Annotated in this window: 23 protein-coding genes and 4 pseudogenes; 10 read left to right on the top strand and 17 right to left on the bottom strand. The window is 42.6% G+C overall.

The annotated features are described in order from the left end of the window. Positions 1 to 79 precede the first annotated feature (79 nt). The 6 genes from LSG31_RS08985 to LSG31_RS08960 all read right to left on the bottom strand — a co-directional run bounded on the left by LSG31_RS08985 (position 80) and on the right by LSG31_RS08960 (position 2,670). Positions 80 to 298, bottom strand: a complete 219-nt coding sequence (locus LSG31_RS08985) for a hypothetical protein (RefSeq protein WP_347438951.1) — start codon at positions 296 to 298, stop codon at positions 80 to 82. Between the two features lie 90 nt (positions 299 to 388). Continuing rightward, positions 389 to 514 carry a hypothetical protein gene (locus LSG31_RS08980; protein WP_347438950.1) on the bottom strand — a complete coding sequence of 42 codons (126 nt, stop codon included), beginning with the start codon at positions 512 to 514 and terminating at the stop codon, positions 389 to 391. A gap of 248 nt (positions 515 to 762) precedes the next feature. Beyond that, positions 763 to 927: a hypothetical protein gene (locus LSG31_RS08975; RefSeq protein WP_347437735.1), complete on the bottom strand. Its 165-nt coding sequence runs from the start codon at positions 925 to 927 to the stop codon at positions 763 to 765. 215 nt (positions 928 to 1,142) lie between these two features. Next, a complete protein-coding gene (locus LSG31_RS08970) occupies positions 1,143 to 1,421 on the bottom strand; it encodes a hypothetical protein (RefSeq protein ID WP_347437736.1) in 279 nt (92 codons plus the stop codon). Between the two features lie 45 nt (positions 1,422 to 1,466). Next, positions 1,467 to 1,625 (bottom strand): hypothetical protein, encoded by a 159-nt coding sequence (locus tag LSG31_RS08965; RefSeq protein WP_347437737.1) that lies wholly within the window; start codon positions 1,623 to 1,625, stop codon positions 1,467 to 1,469. 265 nt (positions 1,626 to 1,890) lie between these two features. Next, complete coding sequence (locus LSG31_RS08960; protein WP_347437738.1) at positions 1,891 to 2,670, bottom strand: YwmB family TATA-box binding protein; 780 nt, start codon at positions 2,668 to 2,670, stop codon at positions 1,891 to 1,893. A 160-nt stretch (positions 2,671 to 2,830) separates the two neighbouring features. Between LSG31_RS08960 and LSG31_RS08955 the strand changes: the two genes are divergently transcribed. Then, the gene (locus tag LSG31_RS08955; RefSeq protein WP_347438949.1) at positions 2,831 to 3,463 is read left to right on the top strand and encodes an NAD(P)/FAD-dependent oxidoreductase; all 633 of its coding nucleotides are present in this window, start codon (positions 2,831 to 2,833) and stop codon (positions 3,461 to 3,463) included. Positions 3,464 to 3,549: 86 nt separating this feature from the next. Beyond that, the gene (gene lgt, locus LSG31_RS08950; RefSeq protein WP_347438948.1) at positions 3,550 to 4,344 is read left to right on the top strand and encodes a prolipoprotein diacylglyceryl transferase; all 795 of its coding nucleotides are present in this window, start codon (positions 3,550 to 3,552) and stop codon (positions 4,342 to 4,344) included. A gap of 139 nt (positions 4,345 to 4,483) precedes the next feature. Here lgt and LSG31_RS08945 read toward each other — a convergent pair. Continuing rightward, positions 4,484 to 5,032: pseudogene (locus LSG31_RS08945) on the bottom strand (RNA-guided endonuclease TnpB family protein); the annotation flags it as partial. A 118-nt stretch (positions 5,033 to 5,150) separates the two neighbouring features. On the opposite strand from LSG31_RS08945, the gene LSG31_RS08940 reads away from it, so the two are divergent. After that, complete coding sequence (locus LSG31_RS08940) at positions 5,151 to 6,341, top strand: IS701 family transposase (protein ID WP_347435415.1); 1,191 nt, start codon at positions 5,151 to 5,153, stop codon at positions 6,339 to 6,341. A 50-nt stretch (positions 6,342 to 6,391) separates the two neighbouring features. Here the strand turns inward: LSG31_RS08940 and LSG31_RS08935 are convergent, their stop codons facing one another. Further along, the gene (locus LSG31_RS08935) at positions 6,392 to 6,913 is read right to left on the bottom strand and encodes a hypothetical protein (RefSeq protein WP_347438947.1); all 522 of its coding nucleotides are present in this window, start codon (positions 6,911 to 6,913) and stop codon (positions 6,392 to 6,394) included. A gap of 437 nt (positions 6,914 to 7,350) precedes the next feature. Here LSG31_RS08935 and LSG31_RS08930 point away from each other — a divergent pair, with 437 nt between their 5' ends. Continuing rightward, entirely contained in the window at positions 7,351 to 9,057 is a 1,707-nt protein-coding gene (locus LSG31_RS08930) for a methyl-accepting chemotaxis protein (RefSeq protein WP_347438946.1), read from the top strand. A gap of 215 nt (positions 9,058 to 9,272) precedes the next feature. On the opposite strand, the gene LSG31_RS08925 is transcribed toward LSG31_RS08930, so the two are convergent. Then, the gene (locus LSG31_RS08925) at positions 9,273 to 9,935 is read right to left on the bottom strand and encodes a PrsW family glutamic-type intramembrane protease (RefSeq protein WP_347438945.1); all 663 of its coding nucleotides are present in this window, start codon (positions 9,933 to 9,935) and stop codon (positions 9,273 to 9,275) included. Between the two features lie 113 nt (positions 9,936 to 10,048). On the opposite strand from LSG31_RS08925, the pseudogene LSG31_RS08920 reads away from it, so the two are divergent. Beyond that, a pseudogene (locus tag LSG31_RS08920) lies at positions 10,049 to 10,261 on the top strand (ACT domain-containing protein); the annotation flags it as partial. Between the two features lie 158 nt (positions 10,262 to 10,419). On the opposite strand, the pseudogene LSG31_RS08915 reads toward LSG31_RS08920, so the two are convergent. From LSG31_RS08915 to LSG31_RS08905, 3 genes and pseudogenes are all read right to left on the bottom strand, one after another. Beyond that, positions 10,420 to 11,409 (bottom strand): annotated as a pseudogene (locus tag LSG31_RS08915) (peptidoglycan D,D-transpeptidase FtsI family protein). 204 nt (positions 11,410 to 11,613) lie between these two features. Then, positions 11,614 to 12,267, bottom strand: coding sequence for a hypothetical protein (locus LSG31_RS08910; protein WP_347438944.1), 654 nt, complete (start codon positions 12,265 to 12,267; stop codon positions 11,614 to 11,616). 147 nt (positions 12,268 to 12,414) lie between these two features. After that, positions 12,415 to 12,657, bottom strand: a pseudogene (locus tag LSG31_RS08905) (IS701 family transposase); the annotation flags it as partial. A gap of 673 nt (positions 12,658 to 13,330) precedes the next feature. On the opposite strand from LSG31_RS08905, the gene LSG31_RS08900 reads away from it, so the two are divergent. Genes LSG31_RS08900 through LSG31_RS08890 form a run of 3 tightly spaced genes read left to right on the top strand, consistent with a single transcriptional unit; the run spans position 13,331 to position 15,227 of the window. Beyond that, positions 13,331 to 13,990, top strand: a complete 660-nt coding sequence (locus tag LSG31_RS08900; RefSeq protein WP_347438943.1) for a cytochrome b N-terminal domain-containing protein — start codon at positions 13,331 to 13,333, stop codon at positions 13,988 to 13,990. A 12-nt stretch (positions 13,991 to 14,002) separates the two neighbouring features. Further along, positions 14,003 to 15,013 carry a hypothetical protein gene (locus LSG31_RS08895; RefSeq protein ID WP_347438942.1) on the top strand — a complete coding sequence of 337 codons (1,011 nt, stop codon included), beginning with the start codon at positions 14,003 to 14,005 and terminating at the stop codon, positions 15,011 to 15,013. Beyond that, positions 15,006 to 15,227 carry a hypothetical protein gene (locus LSG31_RS08890; RefSeq protein ID WP_347438941.1) on the top strand — a complete coding sequence of 74 codons (222 nt, stop codon included), beginning with the start codon at positions 15,006 to 15,008 and terminating at the stop codon, positions 15,225 to 15,227. Before LSG31_RS08895 ends, LSG31_RS08890 begins: the two co-directional genes overlap by 8 nt. 665 nt (positions 15,228 to 15,892) lie before the next feature. On the opposite strand, the gene LSG31_RS08885 is transcribed toward LSG31_RS08890, so the two are convergent. After that, a complete protein-coding gene (locus tag LSG31_RS08885) occupies positions 15,893 to 17,251 on the bottom strand; it encodes a transposase (RefSeq protein ID WP_347438940.1) in 1,359 nt (452 codons plus the stop codon). Positions 17,252 to 18,164: 913 nt separating this feature from the next. Between LSG31_RS08885 and LSG31_RS08880 the strand changes: the two genes are divergently transcribed. Then, positions 18,165 to 18,587, top strand: coding sequence for a hypothetical protein (locus LSG31_RS08880; RefSeq protein WP_347437910.1), 423 nt, complete (start codon positions 18,165 to 18,167; stop codon positions 18,585 to 18,587). A 27-nt stretch (positions 18,588 to 18,614) separates the two neighbouring features. Here the strand turns inward: LSG31_RS08880 and LSG31_RS08875 are convergent, their stop codons facing one another. The 3 genes from LSG31_RS08875 to LSG31_RS23310 form a co-directional block, all read right to left on the bottom strand. Further along, positions 18,615 to 20,678, bottom strand: coding sequence for a recombinase family protein (locus LSG31_RS08875; RefSeq protein ID WP_347436540.1), 2,064 nt, complete (start codon positions 20,676 to 20,678; stop codon positions 18,615 to 18,617). A gap of 143 nt (positions 20,679 to 20,821) precedes the next feature. Next, a complete protein-coding gene (locus tag LSG31_RS08870) occupies positions 20,822 to 21,193 on the bottom strand; it encodes a DUF6788 family protein (RefSeq protein ID WP_347436541.1) in 372 nt (123 codons plus the stop codon). A gap of 1 nt (position 21,194) precedes the next feature. Continuing rightward, complete coding sequence (locus tag LSG31_RS23310; RefSeq protein WP_430734209.1) at positions 21,195 to 21,533, bottom strand: DUF5372 family protein; 339 nt, start codon at positions 21,531 to 21,533, stop codon at positions 21,195 to 21,197. Between the two features lie 5 nt (positions 21,534 to 21,538). On the opposite strand from LSG31_RS23310, the gene LSG31_RS08865 reads away from it, so the two are divergent. After that, entirely contained in the window at positions 21,539 to 23,056 is a 1,518-nt protein-coding gene (locus LSG31_RS08865) for a group II intron reverse transcriptase (RefSeq protein ID WP_347437909.1), read from the top strand. 501 nt (positions 23,057 to 23,557) lie between these two features. On the opposite strand, the gene rlmD is transcribed toward LSG31_RS08865, so the two are convergent. After that, positions 23,558 to 25,090 carry a 23S rRNA (uracil(1939)-C(5))-methyltransferase RlmD gene (rlmD, locus tag LSG31_RS08860; protein WP_347438939.1) on the bottom strand — a complete coding sequence of 511 codons (1,533 nt, stop codon included), beginning with the start codon at positions 25,088 to 25,090 and terminating at the stop codon, positions 23,558 to 23,560. Positions 25,091 to 25,096 lie beyond the last annotated feature (6 nt).

Here is a 25,096-nt window from a genome sequence, read left to right as displayed (position 1 = left end):
CATGTTTTCCACCGCAGCAACTCATTTTGTTCCACCTCCCTTACTTGTACAAGGAACGATTTGGTTTTTCAAACGTTCGCTAGTGATGATTGGATGGTTTGGCAAAGGAAAACAGAGACCAGATGTTGCTTTTGCGCTTGCCATTCCCATGTTCCGCCATTTGTCCAGAACCAGACTGATTTCCGTGTACGCGTTCCGTTTGATATGCATTTGTCTCCTGATGACGCGTTCCATAACCATGTCCACTCTCACTTCGACCATGGTTTCCTCCGTGATGTCCGCCTCCACAGCATCCCATTTTTCAACACCTCCTTTTCTATATACTATACATAGGTATCGTATTTATGAAAATAGGTAAAATGGACTATTTTTTTCAAAACAAAACGTTTTACCCTGAAGTTGCAGTAGTTTTGGAACTGCTCGGCAATGTCGAACTGGTACTTGATGTTCCGCATGCAGTCAATGCAAAAGCTGCAGTTAGAGACATGACAACGAGTACAGGTTTAATTTTCATAATGCCCACCTAGATTTTCAAATCTCATCTTTACCTTACCTAGGATTCATGAAAGCAATATAAATCTAACTTGAAAATAAGATAAGAAAAACGGAGAAATCCTCACGCACAGCAAAATAACGACTGTGATTGAAAAGCCAATTCCACTATTGGTTCGTTTTCCTTTTGCATCGCACACAATAAAGAAACGCCGACACTTGTTCATCGACGTTTAAAAAAGGAAATACAGATCCTTTTTTGACTAAGAATTAAATTTCGAACAATTCCCATTCCTCAAGCATTTCGGTTTGACAATTTGGGCAATGATCCGGATGATCCGTTCGCTTTTTCCATATCCAATTTTCTTCAAACAAGCATCCTGAGGGTAACATTTCCCACTCCTTGCTACATGTGGTGCAAATATATTCTTCCATGTTTTTGCCACCTCCCTTGTGTGACTTTAGGTTAGCCGGAAAAAGTGAAGGGACGATGTAGTACTTATGAGAAAGTTATGAAGACAATAATGGGTGAGGCCAAATTGCCTTCTTTTTTTACTTTACAGCCAATTCAATTGATCAACAGGTAAGAGAAGTACGTCATCGTATGGTTCAACCACCCATGCCACTTAATTGCTTCCGCAAATACGGGATTAAATTGCCGAAAAAATGTCGTCGGAAATCTCGAGTTTACGATTGGCTTCCTGATACAAATCTTTGACATGTGAGCGGTCAACGGATTTTTCTGTTTTCAAATCGTACGCGGTGCCATGATCAAATGTGCCGTCTTTGGTAATGAAAAAATACTTGCCGTTCGTAAAGGAATGGCCGCGAAACAAGACCAATTGATTGCTGGCGAGCGTCACATCCGCTCCCATCATCGGATATGCGCTCGTATCAATTCCCAGCAAGTGCAGCAGTATTGAAGTCAAGTCGAGCCGCCCGGCCCCGCTTGTGTATAAACGCCGCGATTTTTCCTATGCGACAAACGGATGATAAGCGGTGTCTTCATCTGCTTGTACCAGTCGAGGTCGTCGTTTGGCGACCCGATTCATAAATTTGTCGTAATCCGGATCGTTTTCGGAAATGCCGTTATCGTGAGCGTCATATAGGGATGCGACCAAGTTGTTCAACAAAAAGATTTTACCATTTTACCTATAAAAAACTGAAGCCGAAACTCTTTAACGTACGTTTTCCGTATTTTGTTGATGTGATCCCCTATGTGATTACCGCATCATTTTCGACATCCCACAATACATGTTTGTAATTCTATAATTCTTGGAAATATTGGTTCATAATTTTTCAATGCACGCATTGAAATACGATACGATGGTATAGTAATATAAGTCTGTGAAGCTTATCTACTATTTTTCTTAAAATTAGCTAATGCAATTGCCTACTTTAATATTCAATAGTGATAATTGGTGTTCCGATAACCAAACGAGTATTTTTCTGCAAATTGTTATAGTGGAGCGCAATTTGTACATTCATCTTTTTTTCATTTGTATATAAATACGAATGAATGTAAGGTGTGAATCCAGTTATACTGGTTTCTAGATTTGAATAAAGGCCTTCTATCGTATTTGCACCGACAGAACGAAACATCGTTTGAATTTTTTCCTTTGCTGCATTTCCTTCGATCTTTCCAGGAACCGAACCGACCAAATTTACGTTAAGTTGCGGTTGTATTTTGTTTGCTATCAAAACTTGTTCCAGACGTTTTTTAAGGATTGCCAGTTGGTTCAAGTTGTTTGTATCTTTTCGCAAACTTAAACTTAAATATGTCTCTGTCGGAATTCCGGAATGATGAATGCTGGTGACGGTGATTTGTACGTTGGTTCCGGGGTCGAGCTGACCCTGTATTGTGAATGACCGATGCAATTCTGTAAAATCAGAGAATCGTTTTGGATTTTGCAGGGATAAACTGGTTGCCACTTTATTTGTCAGTTGCGAAACTTCAGAAGACGAAATCCAAGCATGATTCAAAATTGACCATTGATGCAGTTGAATTTGCTCTAAGTTTGCTTGGGAAGTTTGAAAGGTCTGTTTGTAAACATCAAAGGATTCTGCAACTGCCTTTGTATTTTTCAAATTGTATATTTGAAACAAAATCATGCTTATACCCAGAAAGATTGCAAATAGGCGTGTTTTTTTTATAAACGATACTTGATTGAATTTCATGGCTGATTCCCCTTTTTCCTATACAAATACTATCAAAACCCTTGATAAAAAGTTTGTACTGAAAATGAATTGTTTATTCATAGATTTCTAGTTTGATAGAAAAAATTTTCTTTAAATGAGAGAATCGGAAAAAACCTATGTATGGTAGGAGGAACGCACCATGAAATTTGCTGTAAGTCCTGAAATTCAAGTTGGGGGACCAATGCTGACTGCACGTGATTTAGCAAAAATTTCGGAAATAGTTGGCGAAGAAGCAAAAATTGAGATAACAACTTTTCAACAGCTAATTGTTGAAATGAAAGATGATGAGCAAGCGGAACATGCAAAGAGTGAATTGCTGGCATATGGGCTGAAAGTATATGAAGTTGGATTTGTAGTCAAAAATGTATCAGTTTGTAATTTTTGTAAAGGCGCTGAAGAAGAAGGATTAGATGTCGCCAAAAAACTAAATCACGCAATCGCTGGTTTAAAGGTTCCATTCCCTTTACGTGTAGGATATACTGGCTGTCCCAATGCGTGCGGTGAGCCTTTGGTTAAAGATATCGGAGTTATTAAACGGAAAGACAGATTCGAAGTATATATCGGCGGGGAAACAAAAACTACACAAGCAGATGTCGGACAACTTCTCTTGCAGGATATTCCTGAACACGACCTAATTACCGTTGTTTTAAAGGTAATCACACTGTATCAACTCCATGGGAAAAAGAGAGAACGATTTAGCCGATTTGTCCAGCGATATGGGTTTGATAGGTTAAAATCTGAGCAAGTTGATATTTTTTCTAATATATTATGAGGAGACATGCATGGATTGCACGACTTCATACTTTCTTCACATCAATTTGATACCATTGGAAACAAAAAAGATAAGGAGTGAATGGATTGTTACCTATTTTGTTTCATATCGGCAATTTTGCAGTACACACATACGGTTTGGTGGTCTTGTTGGCGATCGTCCTGGGGACGCAAGTTGGGATCACATTAGCCCGTTATACGATGAAACAATATGAAGAGCATATCGTACCTTTGGTATATACCTCTGTAATCGGAGCAGTCATCGGAGCGCGGATTTGGCAAGTGTTTTTCTTTGAGCCCAACTATTATTTGGCACACCCGCTGGAAATGATCGCATTTTGGAATGGCGGGTTATCGATTCAAGGGGGCATCGTAGGCGGAATCCTGACTGGTTTCTGGTATTGCAAAAGAAAAGGTCTATCTTTCTGGAAAGTTGCGGATCTTTTGGCACCATCCATTATATTGGGGCAAGGAATCGGGCGCATTGCTTGTCTGCTCAATGGGGATGCGTTTGGTTCGCCGACAGGAAAGGGCTATGGACTTGTATATCCGCCTGGCACATTTGCTTATGATACGTACGGCTCAAAACCGCTCTGGCCTGCGGAAGTATGGGAAGGCCAGATCGATTTTGTCATTTTTGCAATCCTGTTTGCACTATTAAGAAAAAAGCTGCCTACTGGCACGATGTTCTTGCTTTACAATATCCTATATGCACTCGCGAGGTTTGGTCTTGAGTTCCTCCGTGGAGATAGTCCTCGGTATCTATTCTATTGGACGGCTGCCCAATGGACCAGCGCAGTTATTGTTTTCATCAGCATAGCTGCTTTGTTGGTATTAAAAAAGAATGACAGGAATGTATCTTTGAAAAGCAATACAGTTTGACACTCCCACGGCTAAAGCCGCAAGCCCCTGTCGGAGTGGGATTCTTTCGTGGTAGTCGGCAGTCGATTTCTCGTAGCCGTAGTTCCCGAAAGTTCAGGGCTGTGTCATCAGTCCGTCCTAAGACAGTGCGTTTAGCATCTTAGGCTGACAGACTGTTACCATCTGCCACAGGTTGACGAAAAATGTTGATCGCGCCAACCCGATCCCGGTGCGTATAGAATCCGCAGGTACATTGGTACTTTCTATCGTTTGCATGGTTTCGTTTGTTGCATTTAGGGCAAGTTTGCGAAGTATAGGCTGGATCTACTTCTACCACATGAATACCAGCCAAGTTTGCTTTGTATGTGATAAACTGCTGCAATTGATAGAACGACCAGTTATGCAGATTCTTTGCGTGTTTACGGCTTGTTCTTGCCGTCTGGCGAATGTTTGCAAGGCGTTCCAATTTGATGACGGACACACCTTCCTGCTTTGCCAGATTGACGATTTTGCGACTGATTTTGTGGTTTTGATCATTCATCCAACGTTGCTCTTTGTTGCCGAGTTTCTTTATAGCTTTTAGCTTTTTCAGTTTGCCAAGTTTGCGTCTGCGAGATTTATATTTACGCCGGATATACTTGGTCTGTCTGCCATTGCCAAAGAATTTCGTTTTACCTGTGGACGTAACAGCAACCGCAGGAACTTTTAAGCTATAAATGAGCAAATTCGCTTCCATTTCTTTACCAATTAAAAACAATAGAGACATTTGTCCTCTCCTGTGGTATAGATTAAGTTACCACACAAAACCATACCTGGAGGATTCACAAATGTCTCATAATACTACCATACCAAACCACGAAGCAATAATCAATTTCTTAAAAAGCCGTAGGCTATCCTTATATGTTTCAAAGCCTGCCTTGCGGCATATTCAAGAATTTTTTATTGCAGCTACCGCTAAAGGGTATCGTGGTAAAGTGGTAGATATAGCGGAATGGAGTTCATGTCATCGAACATCCATTGGACACTTTCTCTCGGATGGTGTTTGGGACGAATCGTATATCCAAAGACTTGTAAAACAAGAATCGCTTTCATTTGTTTTGTCTCATGCCAAACAAACAGAACAGCCTATTTTTGTGATTCATGATGATACGGTTAGTGAGAAGACAAAGCCTTCGTCACAGGCAAAACACCCAATCGAACAAACAGACTACCATCATTCCCACTTAAAAGGAAAAACCGTTTGGGGTCATCAAGTTCAGGCTACGATTGTTCAATGTGGAGAACATTCTCTCATTCATGATATTCACCGTTATGATAAATCGAGCCAAAGCAAAATTGATGACGCTTGTGATTTGGCCAAAACCATGCCGATTCCACCTTATTCTGGATATGCATTGGTCGATTCATGGTATACATGCCCAAAACTTATGAATACTTATGCAGAGCGAGGATACCATCTGATTGGTGCACTCAAAACAAACCGTATTCTCTATCCCAAAGGGATTCGAGTTTCACTTAGTACCTTCGCATCGTATGTGACCAAACAGGACGTTTGCCTCGTGACCGTAAACGGATCAACCTATTGGGTGTATCGATATGAAGGAGCTTTAAATGGCATTGAGAATGCGGTGGTACTCCTTTGCTGGCCATTGGATGCGTTTCAAAATTCGAAAGTATTACATGCTTTTCTGTGTACAGATGTATCCTTAGAGACACAAACCATCCTTGATTATTATAGTCGCCGTTGGCCGATCGAGATTTTCTTTCGGCAAACTAAACAAAATCTAGGTTTTGATGGATATCAAGTTCGTTCCATTCGTGCAATAGAACGACTTTGGATACTACTTTCGCTGACACATTTATATTGCACCATCGGTTTAGGTCAGCCTTCAAAATTTGGAGATGGACTTATAATGGTACGAAAGCAAGTAAAAGTGGACTACGTCCAATGGATTTATGAATCTGCAAAGAATCAAGTACCTATTGAAGCTGTTTTGCAACAATTAAAGCTGGCCTAGAGGCAGTCTATACTTTTTTGTTGTATAAATTTGTAAGTATTTTTGCTCATTTATAGTTTTAAGCCTAGATCCACACCCATTTCCACTGTAGAAAAAGATTCTTGTTCTGTAGGTACTTCCAAGGAAACTTGTGCGTACCATTTGCTGGATCTCACAACCACACGCATGAGTCCAAACTTGGCATTGTTAAGTAGTTCCCTGTCTCGTTCGGTGATGGTTGCAGGAAAAGATGTTTTCTTTACTTTTCCGTCAATGATGATTGGAAATGAAATCGTTGAATCTCCAATTGTGTAGTTTTGATTGTTCACATAGTACACAGGTTTCTTCAAAATTGGTCGTTTACCAAGTTTTTTTCCTTTACGATAGACACTTTTGGCATCCCGTATCGCTTGGTTCAACACAGCAGATGGAAGGTTTGACGTTACATCTTTTGTTGTGACTTTTGGAAATGCACCATTCTGTTCGGCTTCTTCCGTTAAACGATTGACTACTTGGATGTATTCCAATGCCAGTTGTTTTAATAAGGCGCTATCGGTTGGATTGATCCGAATCTTAATTGTGATGGCTTGCACGAGTTCACCCCCTACATCAACTGTAGGAGAAATTGCATGTTGTCGCAATACTTTGTGCGATTCATCCCACGAATAAATCCGCGGGCTTTTTCGCTAAGTTTCTGAAATAATATTTAAAAATCCTTGAGTATTCAATAAGATTTCTATATTTTTCTAGGAAAATGGGGCTGTCTCAAATGAACAGGCCCTTTTCCTCTTGCAATTCTTTAAATTTTTCAAACCCTTCACTCTTGACTGTCGAACCCGAGATCGAGCAAATGAACTGGATGATACTTTGATACTCGGTTAGGTAATCCATAGGAAACGTAAAAATTTTGGTTCTACATAAGTTTTTCATAAGTATCCATTATTATGAAACAGAAGATAGAAAAATTCAAAAAAGATAATAGTTTATATGTCTCAACTTTATCCCTACTATTTATAAAGGAAGTGTCAAAATGCAGTTAAGTATTGGGAAAAAATTAACGTTCGGATTCCTATGTATAGCATTGACTCTTGGTATAATTGGTGGATTATCGATGTATTCAACAAAAACCATTGAACAAGATTATTCTTTTCTCTTAAATGGAAAAATTCAAGTTCGTGAATACGCCAAAGATATTATGGAAAAAACTGAAGAACAATCAAATAGTTTACAAAGTTATTTATTAAATTCAAATGAAACTGACTTAATTAACTACGATCAGGCGCATAAAGCCATAAACAAAATAGTCGATCAAACTATCAAAACCATTCAATTAGAAAATGCAAACGGTTCTCTTGAACAAATTGATGCTCTGACCCAAATCAAAAAACTGAATCAAGAAAACATGACTAAAATGGATAAACTTTTATTGTTATACAAAAATGATAAAAGCCAAGCCACACATTATTTCATCAAAGAAATCGACCCAATTGACCGTCAAATGATCTCGAAAGCGAATTCAGTTCAAACACTAGCCCAAAAACATGCAGATGAAGACATACAATTAACGAAGTTAATGGTCAATAGAATCATTTTAATTACGATCATTTCGAGTCTTGTCGCTCTAGGATTTGCTGTATTTCTCGGGTATTTTATTACACGGATGGTTTCAAAACCTATCAAGGCTCTAACGTCATCTATTGAACAACTTGCTTCCGGAAACTTGACCATAAATGAAATTACCATCAAAAATCGCGATGAAATCGGTAATCTTGCGAATTCTTTTAATCGGTTGATTCGTAATCTTCGTGACGTAATCCAACAAGTGGAAGTCAGTTCTACACAAGTTGCTGCTTCTTCACAAGAGTTAATGGATCGTACCGAACAAACAAGTCGGGCGACTGAACAGATTGCAGCTTCTGTTCAAGAAGTTACAATTGGAACCCAACAGCAGTCTATGGATATAGAAAAGGCATCACACACGATTCATGAAATGGCTTCTAGTTTTCAGTCAATTACCGCCAACGCACAATTTGTTTCTGAATCCTCTGTAAAAGCATCCGAAGCATCGATACAAGGTAATCAAGCGATTCATAATACTATCGATCAAATGCATTTTATCAACAAAACTGTATTAGAGGCTGCTGATTCAATACAAGAACTAGGAAAACATGCACAAAGTATCGGAAAAATCGTAGAAGTTATTTCCGGGATTGCAAATCAGACAAATTTGCTCGCTTTAAATGCGGCAATTGAGGCTGCCAGAGCTGGTGAACATGGACGAGGATTCGCCGTTGTGGCCGACGAAGTTCACAAACTTGCAGAAGAATCCTCGAATTCGGCGAAACAAATTACAAATTATATCGCCAGTATTCAAGACGGAATCAATAAGGCTGTTCAAGCAATGGATGCGGGAACAAAAGAAGTCGAGCATGGAATAGATGTAGTGAATTTAGCAAAAGTTTCATTTGAAAAAATTCGGAAATCCATAGATGAAGTATCCACGCAAATTCAAGAAGTCACTGCTGCGACAAAAGAAATGTCGGTAGGAACAGAAGGAATCGTACTAGCGATGGAGCATATTGAGAAAATGTCCGAAGTAACTTCTTCAATGGCACAAACCATATCAGCCTCTACAGAGGAACAATTGGCTACGATGGAAGAAATTGCAACATCTTCCGACTCTTTATCTACAATGGCAGATGCGTTACAAAAATTAGTCAATCAATTTAAAATGTAATATTTAATCACTATGTACTATCAGTAACTATACCGAATATTAAGGAATGCTCAGAATCATATACCAATGTAACCGATTTAGCGTCTGAGCTGAATTTGACGTTGACCAAGGTCAGTGGAAAAAGCATACCGCCACCGAGTAGCAGCAGAATCAATCACTGAATATAACCCTTGATTGGTTCAATCATCAAGGGGATATATTCAGTATGTCTTCGCCTAATATAAGATAGCTTGGTGGCGCAATTGTTGAATATACCGAGTGCTTAAAAAGATCAAATAGATCAGGAAAATCGTCAGACCCACATTTCCCAAAAACCCATCAATCATAGCAAATGAATCATAAATCCCATGATAAAATGCCGGGATTAAGTATGCTCGATAGACCGAGCTTAAACCAAATTTTGCACGCGCGAAATAATATCCCATGGTTATTCCAAAGAACATATGAGCCGGTATAGCTGTAACAGATCGCAAAAAAGCAACAGACAATCCATAGCTGGTTACATACATGACATTTTCCACCATAGCGAACCCTAATGCGATGGCAACCCCGTACACAATTCCGTCAATTGGTTCGTCAAATTCTTTATGGTGATAGATTCCACGCTGGAAGATCCCGGCCTTTAAAAATTCTTCTACCATTCCAGCAATAAAAAATGCTGTGATTAAAATTGGGATAAGCCCATCGTTATTGGGGTTGAGCGCTTTGCTGATCAATAAATGCCGTTCAATAATTCCTGCCGGAAATACGATAATCGCTCCCAAGATATATAAACGCAATACATCTTGTTTTGGTTCTGGGTTGATTTTGTCTCGGCTATAAATCCAAAACATCAAGAGTATGGTAGGGATAATTGCACTATAGATTAACGTAATCAATTTTTAACCTCCTATCGTATTCTTAGTATGCCCAACTTATTTGGAATCAGATTTTCCATTATTTATATCTTGGTGCTGAAAATTCCAATTCAACATTGTTGAAACGGCAAGTTCACAAGTTGGAACCTGTCATGATTGTCGGTGAAGGAATGCGGAATTCTGTTGGTACAACAGCCCGTGAAACCACCGCGCTAGCAAAAGAAAAAATCAATATTGAAATGAACAATCAGGGATCATCGGAAGTGCGTATCATGTTTGGGGTTCAGGCAAAAGATGTGGACGATGCAGTCGTGGCGCCGTACCAAGAGTTTTTTAAACTCCATTAAAACAAGATATGCTTAAAAAAGTATTGCTTTAGAAAAAATTGAAAATACTCGTAAATCCTCTTAAGGATGCTGGCTTTGCTCATCAACATGCTTGTGAGGAAATTGCGAGTATTTTCGTGTTGATCAAGACTGCCAATTTGATCACACATTCCATATTTTTATTTGATCGGGTGCGCAAAATAATAATCCATAATTTTTCTAGAGACTGGACCGATTCCTGTCCAGCTTTCTCCACCGCTTGGAATGACGACAGCAATGGCAATCTGCGGATGATCGACCGGTGCATAACCAATAAAGACAGAGGTATCATTATTGTTTGGTGTTGTTCCGACTTCGGCTGTACCTGTTTTGGCGGCAACCGTATATTTCGCACCTACGAATATCGAATGTGCCGTTCCTTCTGTGGAAGCGACCACTTGTTCCATCCCTTGTTGTACGAGCTTGATGTTTGCTTGTGAAACAGGCACCGTATTTAATACTTTCGGTGGGAATGTTTTTACAATATGTCCATTCGGATCCACGATTTCTTTTACAATATGCGGTTCTATCCGTTTTCCGCCATTGGCGATCGTACTTACGTATTGCATAAGAGAAATTGGCGTAAATTCTTCCTCCTGACCAATCGCCGCAAATAGCAGCTCCCCAGGATTTCCATTATCAAACATAAAACCGGAAGCTTCGTATGGAAGATCAACACCTGTTCCCGTCTTTGAAACGCCGAGACCGAATGCTTGTTGGTAATAACGTAATCGATCCATGACGTGTTTATGTGCAGTCGGTCCATCCATACCTTTTGCAAACTGGTAAGCAACATTATAAAAATAGGTGTCATTGGAAAGGGTGAGCGCTCGTGTCAGATTTACTTTTCCATTCCCTTACAGCCACCAGTTGTTAAATCGCTGCCCATCCCACATAAAATATCCAGGATCAAAAAAGATGGTGGAAGCGTTAATGACGCCGTCTTGCAAAGCTGCCATTGCCGTTAACGGTTTTTCGGTTGATCCTGGTGGGAAGAGTCCTTGAATCGTCCAGTTGTTTTGCGATTGCTGCCATTGGTTAATGTGTTTACCAATTCCATCAATAAACCATTGGGGATTGAAGCTTGGATAGCTGGCCATGGCATATACTTCGCCGGTATTTAGATTCATCGCAACCGCAGCCGCATTTTTTGCAGGTTTCCCCATTTTTTGCAATGCCAACACCTGAGTACTTATTGCATCTTGCATCGTTTGTTGCAAACCTGCATCAATGTTGAGAACCAGATCATCACCTTTCGTTGGCGGGGGATCTAAACCTAAATTTTTGATGATGTGATTCTGATTGTCGACTTCTACTGTCAATTTGCCGTTTTGTCAATGCAAATACGATTCATACTGCATTTCCACGCCAGCAAGACCCACTTTATCATCCACTTGATAGCCGAGTTTCTTATAATTTCCCACTTGGCTTGCCGGTATAGAGTTTAAATAGCCAATCACATGTCCTGCCAAATCTCCATATATATACTTCCTGACAGGCTCAATAATAATATTACAGCCTGGAAATTGATCCTGGTGTTCCCGAATAAAGGATACCTGTTGATCAGTAAGACCTGTGGCAATGCGGTGACTTACACTCACCCACGGATTTGCTGTCATGCGTTTTTCAATTTCCGTTGTTGAAATTTGCGGAATCAACTGATGGATCTTGTTTACTAATGTTTGAAACTTCGGATCCGTTTTATGAAAGGTTCCGCTGTACATCAAAGTAAAGGAAGGCGTATCCGATACAAGCAATGTTTTGTTTCTATCATAGATAAATCCCCGTGGCGCCGGGATGGGCATCTGATCCAAATGGCTCTCGGCAGCAAGTGTCCGATAGGATTCTCCTTTCGTAAGCTGTATAAAGCTTAGACGAACAACCAAAGCTGATAACATCAAAAACAACAGAAAAAACAATAAATTCATTCGAATTGTCAAAGTTTTCACTGTTGAATCTTGTTGCTGTTCTTTCTTTAAGAAGCTCATAGCAAAAATCACCTATTCTATCAAGTTATCTCGTTTTCTTTTTTTCTTGTGTCGAAAAATATGAGGTTTTGTGCAGAAGATTCAACATATGAACTATAAATGAACAAAATATTTACAAATATATAAAGTAAACAGTATGGATTGCTGCTAGGCCAGTTTTAATTGTTGTAAACCGGATTCGATCGATACATGATTTTGTGCAGATTCATAAATCCATTGGACGTAGTCCACTTTTACTCGCTTTCGCACAATTCTGAGTCCATCGACGAATTTTGAAGATTGCCCTAAACCGATGGTGCAATATAAATGTGTAAGCGAAAGTAGTATCCAAAATCGTTCGATCGAACGAATGGAACGAACTTTATATCCATCAAAACCTAACCCAACTTTCCGCACTTAATCGCGCGAATCCTTGACCTGACTGGATTTTTTAAATTTTGTCGGTCACTACAACCTTTTAAATGCCGGAAAAATCTGATAAAACAGTATTCAAGTCATTGTTAATCAATACAAGTTAATTTATTTCCAATAAGCAACATTTTCTCTCCATCAAAGATAGGATGAACGCATTACTCAGAATTTTCAATGTAAATCATTTCCTTGGAAACTAGATTTAGGTCACTACATTTACAAATCGAAGCACATCGGGCATCATAAAACGGCAAAAATAAGCGAAAATCAAAGAATTTTACTTCAAAAAATTTTTTCTACCCAAATTTAATAATGGTAAATCGAAAGTTGGGTTAAGAGGTTATCGGTTTGACTGCCTTATCTTCGGTGATATCCGCTTCTTCTTGCTTTTGAATGTACTCTCGGATCGATCACATCTTTATTAATTCCAACTGTACTTATATAATAACCCCTTGTCCACAAATGTCTGCCACTCCCTTTTTTCATCTGAGGAAAACGATCAAATACCATTAGTTATATATAGTCCGAACGAGTCATGCGATTATATACCATACAATGGTATTCTATTTTTATCGGAGGTGGTACATATGTGTTAGACGTCGCAAAAATATTGGTGCAATATCAAGATCACACGGAGTTGAGGTGATGAACGATGTCAGCCAATCGAAATGAAGCGTATTTTGAACACCACACGAGCGAACCTTTTCATTGGAAAGAGCGAAAGGAAAAACGTGGATTTTGGCGAGCGTTTTTAGAAAGTTTTGCATATCTGCCGCCGTTTAACCGGATGTTCGGGAAAGTATCTCCGTCATATGCCGAATCCTATTGGTACTGTATGGGTGGCCTTACATTTTTCTCATTTTTGCTTTTGATACTGACAGGATTGATTCTCACATTTTTCGGTCCTACTTGGTGGTCAGGTTCAAATGCAGGATATATCGTCAAATCCATACATTATTGGTCGGCACAGGCATTCTTTTTCTTCCTCTTTCTGCACATTATTCGCGTTTGGATCACAGGTGCTTATCGGGGCAAACGCTCGATCAACTACATGATCGGGTTTGTAACATTTTTCTTGTCCTTGGGAGAAAATTTGTTTGGGCTGTTGGCACGAGGTGACTGGGAGTCGCAATTCGTCTCCATGCACTCGGACGACATGCTGTTTACCGTTCCAATTTTAAAACTTATTTCACCGGAGAATTTTACATCTGCGTTGATTATTCATGTTGCATTGATACCGTTTGTTCTCGTCGTATTAATTGGTGTGCACGTTGCGCTAGTAAAACTTCAAGGCATTGCCCGTCCGCTATAAGGGGTGAGAGCTATGAGACGCGAGTCAGAAAAAAATGGGCAAACAAGGTTTAGTATTGTGACGCACTGCTTCTGGCGTTATCCGATTGTTGGAATTCTAGTGATTCTAGGAGTCGTAATATTAGGTGTTTCCGCAGGTAGTCCTGACTGGCCGGTGGCGACGATTCAAAAAATCTCCACGAACCAGCCAGGTGGAACGATCTTGGCTGTGGCACAAGAGCTGGACGGAACTTCTGCATCGTATACAAATGTGCATGAGTACGGAATGTCCGATCCGGTAAGCAGCTTGGTCATTAATCCGCTGAAAAGCGCCAAGTGGGCACTTAATAGTCAACAAAAGGCAGCGCTCGATCAGTATATGAAAGCCAAACCGTCTGAACAAAAACAATGGGCGATGAATTATGACAAAGCAATTCAAAAAGCGATGGGTATGAACAGCATGGGTGGAGACAGTATGGGATTAACGCCTGTCCCACAAATGGCAAAAATCGCACATTTGAAAGGAAACTTTGGACCCGTACCAGAAATCGCACAATCAATTCTGCAATTGGCCCAAAACGGATATCTGGAAACGTACTTTCAAGGAACAAGTCCGGAACATATTTATCAATATACAAACATTTGGCTGTATGACCAACCGTATCTGCTCAACACGGCGATCAAGAACGGGTTGACAGACGACCAGTGGGGGATGATCAAAGAACGAGGGTTCTTTGTCGGGCCTTGGTATCTCATTATTCCTGCTGTTGCCCACGTATTGTTGCCTGGAGGATCGAATGGACCCGGGTTTATTTTCTGGAACGGGTTGATAGCATTTGTGTTCGTTGTCTTGTTCCCGTTGGTGCCGGGATTCCGTGATATCCCAAAATATTTGAAGCTGTATAAACTGGTTTATGCGGTAGATCCGAAAGATTTGCAGCCAAATGGCCGTCCGCCTTTCCCTGTTTCGGAAGAGGATCAGCAAAGATTTGATGATTCGAATGTGAAACGACCGATGGATGGGAGGCATGGCATCCATGCCTAGATTCAAGAATCATCCCAAAATTGCCAGTACCTTGTTTTTGCTGTTGTCCGTCATTGGAATTTGGGCTATGGGAGATTTCTTCAACAACATGTTTTCACCGTTGACTTGGCTCTACAGTATCGTGTTTATTGTCGTGGTGCTATTGCTTAGCGTCATCATGCGCTGGGCTGAGAAGGACATTCAAGAAGAGCGCGAAAGGATGAGGTTATCATGAAATGGTATATTCGGCATAAGGATGCCTTGTCGATGTCAGTCTTCATGATCCTTTTTGCGGGCGTATTGTGGTGGATCATGGCGTTAGTTGCACAAGTAAAGTGAGAGTCAAATCTTCCTGTTATTGCTTGTGATGATATAAGGTGTCCTGCCAGCTGAGAGTGGGACACCTTATGTGTTTTCTGTATCAGTGACGATAAACATCATTTGCAAAGATACATGACGGCATCGTTTCTCTTAGGCCGTTATATTGTGAATGATGTTGTGTACTTCGAAGGCTTCTATGGGTATGGCTAAGAAAATATAAGGCACACGAATCTACAAATAAACCAACTAAAAGGGGAATTAAGATACCGAATATAATGGATCAAATGGATGTTTCAAGATTCAAAGCTGGAAGTAAGCCAAAAGATCTACCAAAGGAAGAAGAAATGTTGAGAAAGATTGTGAAGGATAAAGATGAACCGAGGGAATTGCCAATGAGGAGCCATTCAAAATAAATACGAGCAATTCTCATAACCTAACTTTTCTTCCAATGGCTTTAAAGATTCAATAATATTGGATACTGTTTTTTTTGGCTTGTAATCCACTGAACAGTGAAAAGTTCACACCTTTAAAAAGCCAGCAAATCGCTATCGGAATCAGCCGGAATTTGCTTGGACTGGATTATTTTCGATATGGATACATGCGGGTTGTGAGCGAACATGCGAAAAATAGATTTGCGCAAATAGACCATAACCGTATCTTCAGAAACGATGGTGTTCTCAAGTAACGAAAGAAACGGGCGGGAACCCGATGGGAATACTTCACTGCGAGCAGTTGCAGCAAGCCCATCGCGATGCAACTGCACATCACATAGCCTTCGATAGCCTTGACGGTCAGACGAATGTTCGTTTGATCTTTTTCATTGGTGACTTGCTCCAGTGGATGGATCTCTCCCTTCTTCAGGTAGCGCTTGAGCTTCGACATGGACTTGCTACAGTAATGGTAACTGAATCCACCGATGGCTTGCTTCATTTCACGGAAGGTACATTCGATCTTGAAACGGTACCCATACAAGCGGATGATGTCCGTTGCTTCCAACGTCAGGTCGGTGCTCACCAGGATGGACAACTGGTCGCCAAGCTGAACCAGGACAAAACGCAACTTTTGGTACAGCCCCTGTCCCCACAGTAAATCCAGACACAGGTACGGAACCGCTTCATCCTTGCCGTAAATCGCCACTTGGGCCGTTTGAAACGCATCCGCACGGCTTTGGAACAGGGACTTCCGTTTCACTTCCGCTCCCTTTTTTCGTGGACGTCCTCGTCTCTTCTTCGTCGCGGAAGGATACTCATACGCCACAGTATTCGACTTGGCTTTCGTGATGATGTGCATCCGAGTTGTTCCTGGCGCGTTCCACTCGTTCAAGCGCTTCAGCGCAGGAACAGACAGAAAATAACGATCCAGCAGAAGCAAGGCTTTCCCGAATGGCTTGGCAGCCGCAAAGCCCTGATCCATCATCTGCACCACATGGGAATCTTGCCGTTCAGAGGAGCCGCTCCAGCCGAACATAGTTTTCACGCCATCTTGCAGGTTCATGAACAAGGGCAGACAAAACCACTTCTGCGGCGTTCCCATGAGAATGCCGATAGCGCCAAAAAGATGTCCGAAGATGTACTGTGCCTTGGAAGAATTCTCGGATTCCTGATGGAGTTTCTTGACACCCGGCATCCGGCGGGCTTCCTTGGCCTGCTTCATACCGTCACCGACAAGCACCACTGCTCCGTTAAGGGAGAACAGGGGCGCTACACGCCGAATCACCTGAAGCCACGTCAACCGAAGAGATTCCAGCGACCAAGCAGAGGAACGGAAGAAATGAATCAAGGTCTCGTAGCTACGGGGATGCAAGGAGAGATCCCGGATTAGGGTCGTCACCCCCAGACGATCGGTGCGTAACATCAGACCGACAATGATGATAATGAACCACTCAAAGGTAGCCGTTCGTGAAAAACAGGATCGGAACGCAGATAAAACTTCATTCATGAATTTTAACATCGTATGGTCAATCGCTACGAAATCGGGTAAACTAGCAAATGGAACCCTTTCAGCGATCTGATCTCCTTTCTGGCTTGGAAACCTTAAGGATATCATGAGATCGCCTGATTGGGTTATTTTTCTGTGCGCGCTGTTCTCGCCACAACCTGAGCGGAAACGCTCAATAAAAGCGAGCGATTGCCTCCGGCAATCGAATTCTGTATTCAAATAGGCAGGGGAAGTACCTGCTTAGAACGAAGGTTGGCGTTCCTACCCTAAGCCCCGCGACATGCGGTCAAGTTCTCTCTTGTCCCGTATGAGAGCTCGCTGAGGACGGCGAAACACGAGCCTGAGATGGCAAGTAAAGTAGACGGGGGGTCATGGAATTCTATGGTTAGAATGTGTCCATCGACACCGACGAATCTCTGAGTGTACGGCTCGAAAGAACCAGTGACAACAAAATGAAGTTGCACGCCCCTGATAAGGGGCTCAGTCATCGGGACGGTAATAGAAAATGCCGACCACGATCTCTATCCCATAAAGGATAGAAGTCCTGCATCCCCCAACCCTGGATAAAAGGACGGCTGGCGGGCTATAAGAGAGACCTAAGGGAATCCTACAAGACTAGAATACAGGAAACAGCGGAACCCTGAAAGAGGATGTCAAGGAGAGAGAACTCTAATGCTTCTAAGCAGAAGGAAATGGCTGCCGCATTCAGGGGACATCAGCCCGTAGTAGTGATGACTGGTCGCCGTTAGTCACTACGCATAGCGATATGCGAAGGAGGAGAAAACGACCCCGAGCGAAGGGGCATAGTCATGACTGAAGTTTTTTTTTTACATGAATCATTCAACCGTTAGGGAAGCCGCTGCGCATACCTGACTCAACCCAAAGTAAAATCCTCTACAAGGGGGGTGATGCTTTGGCTCAACCATCTAACTTATCTGAACACAAGAATCTATCATCCGAAATCGATCTGAGAAATCTGCTGGATTTCCTGTATATCGAAACCAAAGCCGCCCTGAATCGGGGAGGAAAACCCCGGTTCAAAGGACTGCTGGAATACATGAAATCGGAAATAACCATTCTCACCGCCATTCATAACATCAAGAGCAACAAAGGCAGCGAAACACCGGGCAGCGACGGGGAAACGATGCGCGAGCATATTCTGGAAAAGGACTACCCCGAGATCATTGCACGGGTACAAGCCAGCCTAACCAGACACGAACCGCATCCCATTCGGAGGAAGTATATCCCGAAACCCGGAAAATCGGAGAAACGCCCGCTGGGGATTCCGACGGTTTATTCATACTGCACACTCCTCAAATATGTTTTGGATTTGTAGTGAAAAAAGAATTAGGGTATGTAAATCTTATGTTTTTGAACGTTTTGAAATATGGCCTGAATGAGAAATCCAATCCGACAGAGTCCTCTTAGTGTGTTCATCAAGTTTAATTTTCCATGGCCATCCCGGTGCTATTTTGGTTGCCTTTAATAAACCTTTATTCAGCCAATAATAGACCACATGAGTGCTTACACCAAAGTGAAGAGCTACTTCTTTTACGGTCCATTCATTGCTTTGTTTTGAAGGCCCAGGAATGCGGTAGCGATATCGTAGCCACTGAATAGAGTCAGTGGTAAATGGCTTACCTTCAGGAGTTCGGTATCCGGATTGGTTGAAATGTGCTGCAATTTGAGTGTCTGTCATATCGCGGGCTAATTCTCGAATACGATCAATCGTCTCCATCGAATGCTTGCGCGCCAAGTGATGCGGCAAGGGCTTGGTCGTGTGAACAACCTCATGGCATTGATTGCGCCAGCGGATCCCTAAACGAATATCCGCTTGACCAGGCTCACAAAAAACAGTGACATCCTCGATTAATAGACGTAGGATTCTTTTACGGTCCTTTATCTCGGTTGTTGTCGCACGCCAAATACGTGGCAAGTTTTCCGCTAAAGATAGAATATCTTGCTTATCTTGCTCTGTCGGTCGCCATGCACGACTTGAGCAGTAATGCTCGTATTCTTCACGAATTTGGTTGAGTGTCGCCATTTTTTCATTCCACCTCGCTTCCAGGGCACGTGTCACTAATCGGTTTTCCGGTTCAGCAAGGTCGTACTGGCGTTGTGCACGATCCACCTCATACTGGGCTCTTTCCAAGGAAAGTTTCCAACTTGTTTCCACTTTATCTTCTTCGCTTAGAACCTTGTCGAATGAGCGTAAGGCGAGTTCAAGTTGAGCAGGTTGTACAGCCTCTAGAACTCTGGCGGCAATGGCTTGATCTACCGGTTCAGAGCGAAGGGAAGAACAAGTGGCACGATCGCCATTTTCCCATCTTGCTTTACATTCATACCGTGGAGCGATCCCGCCATTTCCTGTATAACGAACAGACATGCGGCGACCGCACTTTCCGCACACGATGATTCCCTGAAGTAGGGCAATCCCTTCCCTCGCTGGACCACTCACTTCTGCGTTTGTTCGATTTTGCTGCAGTTGTTTGAGATTTTCTTCGTACTCTGACCATGAAATATACCCAGGATGATGGTCGTGAATAAGCACCTCCCATTGGTCTTTGGGTAAACGAACGATGCGATGAACAAACAAGCCCTGCTCATCCAATTGTTTTCGATCCTTGTAGCGACCAAACACATAAGCGCCCGTATAAGCAGGGTTATAGAGTATCCCCAATACACGACCGTGGGTTAACGTACCCCAGATAAGCTTTCCTGCCCAAACACCACCGTATGCTCTTTTCGGAAAACGAAGATGGTTTTGCGAAAAAAACTGAACCACACCATACGCACTGCCTGTTGCCCGAAAGGCAGTAAAGATATGACGCACGGCATTCTGTACCTCCTCATCCGGGTCAATCACGGTGTTGCCGTCCACATCGTGACAATAGCCTACGGGTAAGGGAAAGCGCAGCTCTCCTTTATGGGCTTTATTCTTCTTCCCACCAATGAGACGTGAGCGCAAAAAGTGTAACTCTGCTTCACTCATCGTACCCTTAAAACCCAAAATGAGACGATCATTGAAATCACTCAAGTCATAGATGCCGTCTTCATCCACTACGATGGTGTCGAATATACTGCACAGTTCGAGTAGGCGCAATAAGTCTGCGGAAGAACGAGCCAGGCGAGAAACTTCGAGACCAAAAATCGCACCTACTTCCCCGAGTGAGACCTGGGCTACAAGTCGTTGAAATCCTTGCCTTTTGGAACCTTGCCCACCGGATAAACCTAAATCCTCGTCGATCAGTTGAATTTGATCCTGTGTCCACCCCAGACTCAGAGCCTTCTCCTGAAGGGCATACTGTCGCTCCGTGCTCTCCCTGTGAAATCGGACTTGAGCTAAGGTCGACTGGCGAATGTAGATCAGTGCTTTCCGATCCAGGTGTTGTGGATGTACTTTCATGGACGATATCGTCTGATTCATTTGCTATTTCCTCCTCCCCATGCCATGCCGCTATGAATGAGCTCAGCATATTCGCGAACACAGAAACGAATTCTTCTACCTTGTTGCTGTCGTTACCCACTAAAGCAGCTAAAGCAGAACTAGACATACAATCCCCTCCAGAATTATTTCTGCAGGAACTCGCTTTTTTCACGACGGCGTAAAAGCTCTAGGTTGATTTCTGTCAGTTCTACGATAAGTTCCTGCAAGATATGATAATTGTCTAATCTTTCACGTACCCATGGCTCCCAGGAAGCCGGGACATAATCGAGTCGGGTGCGTCCCTGATGGATAGTAGATAGGTAGAAACTAGGATGGCCTTCACCGGTGGAACAGCGACAGGCCGATTTACCACATTTGATGTTGCGTGTGATAAGAGAACCGCGAAGGATCTGGCTAGGATCAAATAAGGACTCTACTATTTGTTGACTACGAGTTAATAGTTGTTCAGTCGATTCTTGACGATAGGGTCTTGATTTCTTATCAGTAGTATTCATATTAAGAAAATACCTCCATATGGGACAAGTTGTCAATCATAATATTCTTACGAGTTTGGAGATCATCCTTTCTCTTAATGAAATCAATTAATTCTTTTAGAGTCCCTAGGTAAAGTGGGGAGTTAGGAGCACGGGAAATAGCCTGAATCGAAGGCAAGTGACGATCGGTCCAGGATTCAGGGATACAAACAATACCCGAATCGGTATGAATGGAGTACATGCGGGTTCCATTTACTTCTTTCACTTTTAAAATTTGAAACGATTGATCGTGAAGGGGGTGGAAAGGGTGGGTAATTGTTAGAAATCCCAAAGACTGACTGAATGATTGTGTAATTTGCACTGACCGTGCCCGCCATCATCGACCGCATCGTACAGGAATGTGTAAGAATCATTCTGGAACCGATCATGGAAGCGCAATTCTTTAAGCATTCTTACGGATTCCGCCCGATGCGGGATGCGCATATGGCACTGGAAAGAACGACGCGAATCCTCTATGTCACGGGATACCCCTGGATCGTAGAAGGAGATATTTCCAAATTCTTCGATTGCGTCAACCACAACAAACTGTGTAAACAATTATACGGCATGGGAATACGCGATCAACGAGTGCTTATGATCATCAAAGCGATGCTCAAAACGGGAATCATGGATGAAATTCAGATCAACCCGCTGGGAACGGTACAGGGGGGCATCATCTCACCGCTACTTGCCAACGTGTATCTCCACTCGTTCGATCAGTGGGTGACCCGGGAATGGGAAAACAAGAAAACCAAACAGACGTATGCAACGCCAAGCACTCAGCAGGAAGCCCTCAAGAAAAGGAGCCGCCTCAAGCCTGCTTATCTCGTTCGCTACGCCGATGACTGGATACTCGCGACCGACACCAAACGGAATGCGGAGAAATGGAAACAACGAATCAGCAATTACTTACGATCGAATCTCAAACTGGCATTATCGGTAGAGAAGACAGTCATCACCAACGTCCGAGAGAAGCCGATCCATTTCCTCGGCTGTGAATGCAAGATGATCAAAGGCAAATCACGAACCGGCTATGTGACGCGAACCATGCCCGACCGAACTCGGCTGAAAAGCAAAGCGAGGGAACTCCACCAGAAATTGAATACCCTGAAACGCTGCAAGAACAAAGAAGCTCTCATCCATGAAATCAATGTCGTCAACGCAACGATCAGGGGAATCATCCAATATTATCAATGCACCACGTGGGTCAACATCATCTTGAGCAAATATGCATACAACCTGAAATGGAAAGCAAAGAGGGTATTGGACAAATACGGCGGCATTTGGCTTCCCGCCAACGAAGTGAACAATCTCGCAAGTGTCCACGCAGATTATACAATGGGCATTCCAGCCGTAACGTACAAGCATGCGAATATCGGCATCACTTCGTTGGCATTTTGTAAGTGGAAGAAAACGCAACTCAAGAATCCGGAGGAATCCCCCTTCACGATAGAAGGTCGAAAGCTGTATCGGGAACGAACAGGAAAGACACCCTTGCGGGCACGGGCAGATGAGCTGTTATCTCTGCACTTTTCTAAAATCATCAGCAAAGGCGCGACCGACAAGAGATACAACTTCGAATACTTCCTGAATCGAGCTTATGCTTATAACCGGGACAAAGGGAAATGCAGGGTCTGTGACGAAGAACTACAACCGTTCAATCTACACATCCACCATATTGACCCTCACCTCCCGCAGGCTTCCGTCAATCGAGTCAACAATTTAGCCGCGGTACATGAACATTGCCACAGACAGATTCATAGCCAAGAGGATTATGCCTCGTTAGGCAAGAAGATCTGGAAAAAGATTCTATCCTTCAGAGAAAAGTTGAATCGTCTCATGTAGAAGGTCATGATGGAGCGCCGTATGATTCGAAAGAATCACGTACGGTGCGAAGGAGGGCGAAAAGGAGAACTGACCAAGTCATGTTGAAGACTCTCCTTAGCTATTCCTATATCCAACAATTTTTCGACAAAAACTTTTCACTGTCCAGCATTTTATTTAATCTTGCTATAAAGCTCTCAATCGCCTTTAAAACAGAGTTTTATCGCATGATGACCAAAGGACAGCCTCAACAAGCCAAGCCATTTCAAGGCCTTCTCCGGCTTCCCTAGCAAAAAAATTTGCCGTTACTTGTGGTAGAGTTCCCCCGCTGAATCCTATATTTCACAATTACACCAGAACACTTTGACCTACAAAAATAACAATACTAAAGAGTAGCGCTGTTTTTTGCCTGCTAATCAATGAAAATCCTACCATATCATACTTTTATGGCTGTGAAGATAAGATTTAAACCAAAAAAACCAGAGCCCCAAAACCCAGCCCTGGTCCTTACACCCGCTACCCTCATTTTTTCAATACGATTGACGATATAGCTTCCACATGCGCCGTATGCGGAAACATATCGACAGGCTGCACTTCCATCGTCTTGTACCCATGATCCTCCAAATACCGCAGATCCCGCGCCAGTGTGCTTGGGTCACAGGACACGTAGACTACCCGTTTTGGCTTCATTTCCGCAATCGTTGCCAGCAGCTTCTCATCGCAGCCTTTGCGGGGCGGATCCACGACGATCACATCTGCTGCAACTCCTGAACGATACAGCTTGGGGATTTCAACTTCTGCTTTCCCTGTAATAAAAGTGGTATTTTCTATCTGATTCATTTTTGCGTTCTTCCTGGCATCCTGTATCGCTTGATCAATAATTTCAATCCCATACACATGCTTGATAGACTTGGCAAGGAAAAGAGAAATTGTCCCAACGCCACAGTATGCGTCAATGACGATCTCAGAACCGGTGAGTTCTGCATATTCCAATGCTTTTCCGTAGAGTACTTGTGTCTGAACCGGATTGACCTGATAAAAAGAATCGGCAGAGATTGCGAAACGGATATCGCCGATCTGATCGTATATTTCTTCTTTTCCCCAAATGCAAAAGGATTGTTTCCCCATTACTTTGCTCGTATGTTCCGGATGATAATTCAACATGATGCTTACGGTATGCGGGATGCGTTGCCGAACCAAATCAATAAACGCTTTTTGTTTTGGCAATTCTTTCGTCTTGGTGACCAAAACAATCATGGTGTCGCCTGTCGCAAAGGCAACTTTGGCAATGATATGTTGCACGATGCCGGTACGTTTGCTTCGGTTATACGCCGGTATCTGTAATTCACGCAAAATACCTTTGACACTGCGAATGATTTCTTCATTTGACTGATGCTGGATATGGCATTTGTCGATATCAACCACTTGATGGGAATTGGCGGCATAAAAACCGGCAACCAGACCATCATCGTTCTGATTGGAATGGATGTCTCTTTCTTCTGCACTCTTTGACAGCTTCGACATTGTTTCGCTTTTTTCTGCAATATTTCTAATTTTAGACAAACTATTACCCGTTTCGATTTCCTGGGAAATGTATTCGACATTTGAAGTCGATACCGATTGCTGAGCCACGGGTGCTTGCGCTTTGTTTCTGTATCGCCAAGGTTGCTTCATTCCAATGATCGGATGGATTCGTATGGAATCCAGATCCAAATGACCAATTCGCTGAAGTACATCTTTCACATGCTGCTCTTTATATGCAAGCTGTCCTTGGTATGACAGATGCTGCAGTTGACAACCGCCGCATTGATCGTACACCTCGCAAATCGGTTGAATGCGATCCTTTGAAGGTTCAATCAGATTTTCCATCGTAGCATGTGCAAAGCGTTTTTGTACGTCTGTAATTCGTGCAAGCACCCGTTCATTTGGCAGAGCGCCTTTGACAAATACCGTAAAGCCCTGATACCGCCCCACTCCATCCCCTTCATGGCTAAGACCGGCAATATCCAATTCATAGATCGCCCCAACCTGTACAGGGGGTTGAAACTGGGCCATATCGAT

Source organism: Fodinisporobacter ferrooxydans (assembly GCF_022818495.1).
Classification (GTDB): domain Bacteria; phylum Bacillota; class Bacilli; order Tumebacillales; family MYW30-H2; genus Fodinisporobacter; species Fodinisporobacter ferrooxydans.
This window is presented reverse-complemented; position numbering and strand designations above follow the sequence as displayed.

Bases quoted from the DNA above. Each gene is read 5' to 3' on its own strand.
- LSG31_RS08985 (WP_347438951.1), bottom strand. From the start codon at position 298: ATGGGATGCTGTGGAGGCGGACATCACGGAGGAAACCATGGTCGAAGT.
- LSG31_RS08980 (WP_347438950.1), bottom strand. From the start codon at position 514: ATGAAAATTAAACCTGTACTCGTTGTCATGTCTCTAACTGCAGCTTTT.
- LSG31_RS08975 (WP_347437735.1), bottom strand. From the start codon at position 927: ATGGAAGAATATATTTGCACCACATGTAGCAAGGAGTGGGAAATGTTA.
- LSG31_RS08960 (WP_347437738.1), bottom strand. From the start codon at position 2,670: ATGAAATTCAATCAAGTATCGTTTATAAAAAAAACACGCCTATTTGCA.
- LSG31_RS08955 (WP_347438949.1), top strand. From the start codon at position 2,831: ATGAAATTTGCTGTAAGTCCTGAAATTCAAGTTGGGGGACCAATGCTG.
- LSG31_RS08940 (WP_347435415.1), top strand. From the start codon at position 5,151: ATGTCTCATAATACTACCATACCAAACCACGAAGCAATAATCAATTTC.
- LSG31_RS08930 (WP_347438946.1), top strand. From the start codon at position 7,351: ATGCAGTTAAGTATTGGGAAAAAATTAACGTTCGGATTCCTATGTATA.
- LSG31_RS08910 (WP_347438944.1), bottom strand. From the start codon at position 12,267: ATGAGCTTCTTAAAGAAAGAACAGCAACAAGATTCAACAGTGAAAACT.
- LSG31_RS08900 (WP_347438943.1), top strand. From the start codon at position 13,331: ATGTCAGCCAATCGAAATGAAGCGTATTTTGAACACCACACGAGCGAA.
- LSG31_RS08895 (WP_347438942.1), top strand. From the start codon at position 14,003: ATGAGACGCGAGTCAGAAAAAAATGGGCAAACAAGGTTTAGTATTGTG.
- LSG31_RS08890 (WP_347438941.1), top strand. From the start codon at position 15,006: ATGCCTAGATTCAAGAATCATCCCAAAATTGCCAGTACCTTGTTTTTG.
- LSG31_RS08885 (WP_347438940.1), bottom strand. From the start codon at position 17,251: ATGAATGAAGTTTTATCTGCGTTCCGATCCTGTTTTTCACGAACGGCT.
- LSG31_RS08875 (WP_347436540.1), bottom strand. From the start codon at position 20,678: ATGAATCAGACGATATCGTCCATGAAAGTACATCCACAACACCTGGAT.
- LSG31_RS08870 (WP_347436541.1), bottom strand. From the start codon at position 21,193: ATGAATACTACTGATAAGAAATCAAGACCCTATCGTCAAGAATCGACT.
- rlmD (WP_347438939.1), bottom strand. From the start codon at position 25,090: ATGGCCCAGTTTCAACCCCCTGTACAGGTTGGGGCGATCTATGAATTG.